This window comes from Agromyces humi, from assembly GCF_009720255.1.
GTDB lineage: Bacteria > Actinomycetota > Actinomycetes > Actinomycetales > Microbacteriaceae > Agromyces > Agromyces humi.
This window is the reverse complement of record NZ_WJSP02000194.1, coordinates 1-6858: the sequence shown is the minus strand read 5'-3', so window position 1 is coordinate 6858 and position 6858 is coordinate 1. Positions and strand designations below refer to the sequence as shown.

Here is a 6858-nt window from a genome sequence, read left to right as displayed (position 1 = left end):
CGAGCCTCCCGCGCAGGAGACGCGGCGAGATCTCGGCGATGTACGCCGGCGACACGACCGACGCGATGCCGATGCCCACGCCGCCGATCACCCGCCAGACGATGAGGTCGATGACGCCGAACCCGGATCCGCCCTGGTCGACCACGAAGACGATGACGGCGCCGGTGACCGCGACGGAGTTGAGGCTGACGCCGCCCGCGATCGCGAGGAGGAACCAGTCCTCCGTCGCGCCGGCGTCGACGGTGACCGACCCACCCGCACGCACGTCGGCGGAGTCGCCGATGAAGGCCCGCACGTCGGAGTTCGCGACGACCACGATGACGGTGATGCCGACGCTCGCCGAGCTCTGGCTGAGCGAGAGCGTGCCGCCGACGTCGTCGACGGTGAGGTCGTCCTCGGCCCGCACGGTGACCGACTGCGAGCCGCCGCCGATCGCGCCCTCCTGGTTGACCTGGGCGCCGTTGCCGATCCACGCCTGCGTGTCGAAGTCGAAGATCTCGATGATGAATGCGCCCGAGACGGCCGCGCCACCCGAGCTCGCACCGCCGGCGATGGCCACGGAGGTGAGCTTCAGCCAGTCGATCTTGCCGTCGAGCGGTGCGGGCACCTCGGGCACGAGCGAGTCGAGGGTCGACTTCGCCGTGACCGAGATCCCGCCCGAGGCATCCGCCTTCGTGACGCTGCCCGCGCCCGTCGCCGATTCGATGGCCGCGGTGGTGGTGATCTCGAGGAAGTTGACCGAGAAGGCCGCGCCGATGGCGGCGTCGTTGCCCGTCGAGAGCGCCCCGGCGATGGCGAGGTTCTGCAGGCCCATGAGCTGGTCCGCGTGCACGGTGATGCCGCCGGCCGGAGCGTCGAGTTCGGCACCCTGGCCGACCCGCGCCTCGGTCGTGAGGAGGAGGATCTGCACGGCCGCGCTGCCCGCGAAGGAGGTGGACTTGCCGCCGCCGGCCGCGAAGCCCCAGACGATGAACTCGTTGCGCTGTGGCACGCCGCCGACCGACGGGGTCGCCGCCTCGACGACGACGCCCGCGTGGCCGCTCACGACCGCGTCGGTGCCGATCGAGGCGCGATTCGTGAGGTCCTGCACGTTGAGCCCGACGGCCGCGCCGACCCGCGTGCCGCTCGATTCGAGGTCGATGGCGGAGCCCATCGCGAGGGCCTTGGCGTGCGCCCAGAGCGTCGAGCGCACGGTGACCGCGCCGGTCGTGGCCGTCACGTGCGCGTTCGCGGCGATGCGGGCGGTGCTGACGGCGACGGTCCAATTCACGGCGACGGCCGCGGCGACCGCGGTGGTGCCGCTGCCGGTTCCCGACTGGCTGCTGGACTGGCTGCTCGCGCCGCTCGCGCCGTTCGACCCGTTGGTGCCGCCGTTCGACGAGGGCATCGACCCGGTGCTCGACGAGGTGCCCTGCGTATTCGGGTTGCTGCCGTTGACCTGCTCGTTCGACTTCTGGTCGCCGCTCGAGTCGGACTCGTCGGCGCCCTTGGCGCTCGCGATCGCCTTCGCCTCAGTGCGGAGGTCGGACACCGCCAGCACGGCGACGACGGTGCCGGTCGTGTTCCGCGCGATCTCGGCGAGCGTGTCCCAGTCGACCACGACGTTGATCGAGAGGTCGGCGCCGACCGCGGTGCTCTTGCCCGCGGCATCCGCGTTGCCCTCGGTGACCACCCGGTTGACGTGGGTCGCGGTCACGGTGACGGGCCCGGACCCGACGTAGGCGGTGCCCGAGGTGCCGAGCCGGGCGGTGACGTCGTCGTCGACGCTCACGACGAGCGCGACCACGGGGGTCACCGCGGTGCCGCCCTCGGTGCCGCCCTCGGCCGTGGTGAGCAGCTCGCGGAACCCGAACGCGTCGATCGTGAGCGACGAGCCGCCGGTGAGCGCCGCGCCGTTCGCGGCCTCGGCGCGCACGTCGCTGCCGTCGATGACCTGCAGGGCGACGGATGCCCCGACGCCGGTCGCCGACCCGACCTCGGCCTTGCTCGTGGCCTTCGCCAGGTCCCGCTCGTTGCTGTGCGCCGAGATGGAGACCGCACCGCTCGTGAGCGTGGCGGCGGCGCCGGACTGGAGGAGCGCCTCGGTCGTGTTGTCGAGGATGTTGATCGCGAGGGCGCCCGCCACGCCGACGCTCGTCGACTTGCTCGCGCCGGCCCGTGCGGTCGCGGCGACCTCGTGCTCCCAGAGGCGGAACAGCTGGTCGGCCGTGGGGCTCGCCGGGAAGTGGGCTCCGTCGGTGACGGTCGCGCCCGCCTGCAGGATCCACTCGTGCGACCCGTTGCGCTTGTAGAAGCCCGGCGCCTTCGTGCCGTCCTGCGCGGTGAGCCGGAACCAGTCGCCCTCGGCGGTCTTGTCCTTCGGCAGCTCCGCCTTCTCGTTGTAGACGTCGGCCGTGATCCACTGCCAGGCGCTGCCGTCGTACTTCCAAACGCTCTGGGCGGGCTTGCCGTCGCGGGCGGTGGTGAGGAGGAAGTAGTCGCCGCTCGAGGGCGAGCCGGGCATTGCCGCGCCGCTCGCGATCGTGGTGTCGGTCTCGATCGTCCAGTCGGAGCCGGTGAACTTGTAGATGCCGTCGTTGCCGCCCGTGCCGCCGTTCGTCTTCACGTAGGCGAGGTCGTCCTTCGAGGGCCCGGGCAGCTCCTTGCCCTCGTCGACGATCTTCCACTCGGTGCCGGTCCAGCGCCGGATGACGTCGTTCGTGTCGCCGCCGGCGAGTCCGGCGGTGAGCACCAGGCCGGTGCCCGTGATGGTCGCGGTACCCGTGACAGCCCGGTTCACGATGCCGACCGAGTTGACGGCGACGCCGGCGCCGATGCCGACCGAGCCGTCGGTGGCCGAGTCGCCCTTCGCGTTCGCCGAGACATCCGTGTTCGCCAACGACTTCAGGGTGACCACGCCGCCCGACGCGATGACGACGCCGTTGCCGAACCAGGCCCGCGAGGTGGTGACGACCACGTTGATCGCGATGGCGCCGGCGATCGAGAGCGAGTTGCCGCCGTCCTCGTTCGATGCGGCCTTCGGCGTCGACGACGACTGCGTCTGCCCGCCGTTCGTGTTGCGCGACTGGTTGGCGTTGCCGAGGTTCGCGTCGGCCTTCTGGTTGACGTCCTTGCCGCCGCCGTCCTTGCCCTCCGAGGGCGAGGCGCCCTTCGCGGATGCCTCGGCGAGCGTCGTGACGTCGACGGCCTGCGTGGCGCCGAACGTGACGGCGCCGGTGGCGGTGATGCTGCGAGCACTGCCCGAGTCGACGACGACGCTGTCGAGGACGGCGAGTGCGAGCGAGACGCCGATGCCGGCGGTGGACCCCGCCTGGGTGTCGCCCTTGGCGGTGGTGCCGGCCTTCACACCCTGGGTGGTCTGGGCGGTGACGCTCGAGGCGGTGAGTGCGGTGGTGCTGCCGCCCAGCGAAGCGCTGGTGCGGACGGTGGCCAGCGTGATCGCGATGGCCGGGACGACGGTGACCGATCCGGATGCTCCGCCGGCTTCCGCTTCCGTGGTGAGGGTCAGATCCTCGGTCGCGGTGATGGTGAGTGCGCCGGCGGCGGTGAGCGGGGGGCCGCGGGTGGGATCGAGCACCTGGTCGATGCCTGCGTACACGGTGTGGGTGACGAGGTTGAGCGCGAACGCGGCGCCGATGCCGACGGTGCCGGTGCCGGACTGGGTCGCCTTGCCCGAGGCCTTGTCGACGGTCTTGGACCCGGCGATGAGCGTGACCGCACCACTGCCGGTGATGACCACGCCGGGCGTGGGGCTCGGCGCGGGCCCGGGGGCCTGGCTGCCGTGGATGACGCCGAGGGTGGTGGCATCGACGAGGTTGAGCGCGAAGGCGCCGGCGATGCCGAGCGTGCCCGACCCGTCGGTCGCGCCGGCCTTGGCGATCGCCTCGAAGGTGTGGGTGCTGTCGGATGCCACGGGCTTCACGGTCGCGCTGAGCGTGAGGCCGTTCGCGGTGAGCGCGGAACCCACCCCCGTGCTCGCCTCGTTGCGGAGGGTGACGCGGTTCACGGCGAGCCCGGCACCCACGCCGACGGAGGTGGCGCCGGTGGAGGAGCCGTCGGCGGTGGCCGAGGCATCCGTGTTGTTGCGGGTCGTGAAGGAGGCCGGGCCGGTCGCGACGAGCACGACGCCGTCGCCGAGGCGGGCGGTCGTGGTCGAGTCGACGAGGTTGAAGGCGATGGCCGCAGCGACGGTGACGGCCGTGCCGTCCTCGTTCTTGGCGGCCGGCGTGGTCGAGGCGCCGCCGCCCGAGGAGCGGCTCGACGCGTTGCCGAGCTTGGCGTCGGACTTCTGGTTCGCGTTCTTCCCGGTCGAGTCGCTGTTCTCGTCGGGGGCGGCCGCAGCGCTCGCGGTCGCGCTCGTCGCCGTGGTCGAGACGCCGTCGGCGGCCATGCTCACCGCCCCGCCAGAGGTGACGTTGCGGAAGATCGACGAGTCGGCCTCGTGGTCGGCCGACGTGAGCGCGAACGAGATCGTCGCGGCGAGGCTGGCCCCGCTGCCCGCGGTCGTCGCGCCCGTGGCGGTCGTGGTCGCCTTGGCGGTCTGGTCGGCCTTCGCCGTGATCGCACCCGAGGTGGTCAGCGCGGGTCCGGCGAGGATCGAGGCGACGGTGCGCACGTTCGAGATGGCGATGCTCGCGACGCCCGTGAGCGAGGCCGTCGAACCGCCGCCCGCGCCGCCCTGGGTCTCGGTGGTGGTGTCGTCGAGGCCGGTGGCCGCGATGTTCAGCGCCTTCACGCCGGTGATGGCGGATGCCGCGGCGAGCCCGGCCCGCACGGCGACGTTGATCAGGCTGATCGCCACGGAGGCGCCGACGCCGACCGATCCGCCGTCCTGCTTCGACGTGGCCTTCGCGGCGTTCGTGTGCGAGCCGCGGGCGCTGAGCGCGAGGTTCGCGTTGTTCAGCGAGTTGCCGGTGCCGCGAACCTCGGCGGCGGTGTCGGCGGTCACCGCGTTCAGTGCGAGCGAGCCGGCGATGCCGACGCTGCCGCTGTTCTTGCGGCCCGACACGCTCGTCGCGGCGAAGCTGGAGTCGCCGGTGGCCGGACCCTGCGCGTCGACCGCGACGCTCGCGGCCTGGAGGGCGGCCCCCGCGCCGATGAACGACGCGGTGGCGACGTCGATGACGTTGATCGCGACGCCGATCGCCAGGCCGAAACCGTTGCTGCCCTGGGTGGTGCCGTCAGCGGTGCCGGCGTCGGCGGTCGTCGCGACGGCGTTCTTCGCGGTCGCCTTCACGCTCTGCGCGCCGGTCGTGGTGACCTTGGCGCCGGTGATGTGGGCCTTGGTGTCGGTGGTGAGGACGGCGACCGAGAGGGCACCGGCGATGTCGATGCTGCCGTCCGACGTGGACGACTGACCGTTGCCGCGGCCGGGCGAGTTCGCGTTCTGGTTGTTCTGGGTCGCGCCGCCCTTGCCGGCCTTCGAGGTCGCGGTGACGGATGCCTCCTGCTCGGCGAGGATCGAGAGCGTCGCCGCCGTCGTCGGGGTCGCGCTCGTCGAGGTGATGCCCGCCTCCGTGGTCTGGTCGAGGTGCACGATCGCGACGCCCGCGCCCGCGGTGGCCTCCTTGGCGTCGCCGACGCCGGTGAGGGTCGCGTGGTTCGAGGCCGCGATGCCAAGCCCGCCGGTGACGGCGAGGCGGGCGGTGCCGGCGACGAGGCTCTTCGTGGTGGAGGTGACGGTGACGACGGCGACGGCGGCGTCGAAGCTCGGCGAGCTGCCGTCGGCGCCCGCGCTGCCCTCGTCCTTGCCGGCGTCGGCCTGCGGCGTCGCGCCCGCGTCGACCGTCGAGGTGGCCGTGAGGGCGACGTCGCCGCCCGCGGTGACCACCGACGAACCGCCGACGGTGACCGTCGCGTCGGAGAAGACGATGGCGGCGTCGCCGTACTGCTTGTTCAGCGTGAAGGGACCGACGATCGAGTCGGCGGTCATGGTGACGTCGCCGGTCGCGGTGATCGTCGCGGCGCCGCGCAGCTCGATGGTCGCGGTCGAGTTCACGATCGCCGCGTAGGCGGTGGCGGCCGTGGCATCCGGGATCACCGTCGCGTCGGCGTCGAGCACGACGTCGTGGGCCGTGATGGATCCGCCGTCGATCACGATCGACACGTCGGCGTCGTGGTCGAGGCATCCGATGATCGAGAAGTCGTCGAAGTCGGTGCAGTCGGCCGCGTTCAGTCCCTCGGTCGTGGTCTCGGCCGCCTTCAACGTGACGTCGCCCGTCGTCGAGATCGCGCCGTTCACGGTGATCTCCTCGACGTTGATGACGAGGTTCGCGCCGGCGAGGGCGATGGTGCCGAGGATGGTGATGGTGTCGTGCCCGTCGCCGCCGTTGATCGTGAGCGAGATGGTGGGGCCGGTGAAGTCGGTCTGCTCGAACGAGCCGTTGGTGCTGCGCAGGCGCAGGCCCCCCACGATGGACTCGAGCACGGCCTGGTCGTCGTTGCCGCTCAGCGTGAACACGACGTCGGTCGCCGTGCCCACGTTCGTGATGGGCTCGATGTGCGAGTAGACGACGGTCGTCGCGCCGAGGTGCAGGATGCCCGACGAGCCGTCGGCGGGCAGCGAGACGAGCGAGCCCGCACCGACGGTGACGAGCGTGTCGAACCCGTCGGCGCCGTCGAACACGACCGTGATGGCCGCGTCGGCCGCCCGGCGGTCGAGGGTGAGCACGTCGTCGCCCGCCGACCCCAGGATGCGGATCTCGGTGATGCCGGCGAGCGACCTGGTCTCGTCGCCGAAGGTCACCGTGCCGTCGGCGTTGAACACGAGGGTGTCGGCGGAGCCGTCCATGGTCAGCTGCCAGACGGCCGGCATCGGCGGGCCGGATACCTCGGGCGCGGAGCCTGCGGCGGCGCCGG

Annotated in this window: 1 protein-coding gene; it reads right to left on the bottom strand. The window is 72.2% G+C overall.

What is annotated here, in order from left to right; genetic code table 11:
• On the bottom strand, positions 1 to 6814 hold a 6814-nt coding region (locus GH736_RS14450; protein WP_159604522.1), incomplete at its 3' end, for a beta strand repeat-containing protein.
• Between the last annotated feature and the right edge of the window lie 44 nt (positions 6815 to 6858).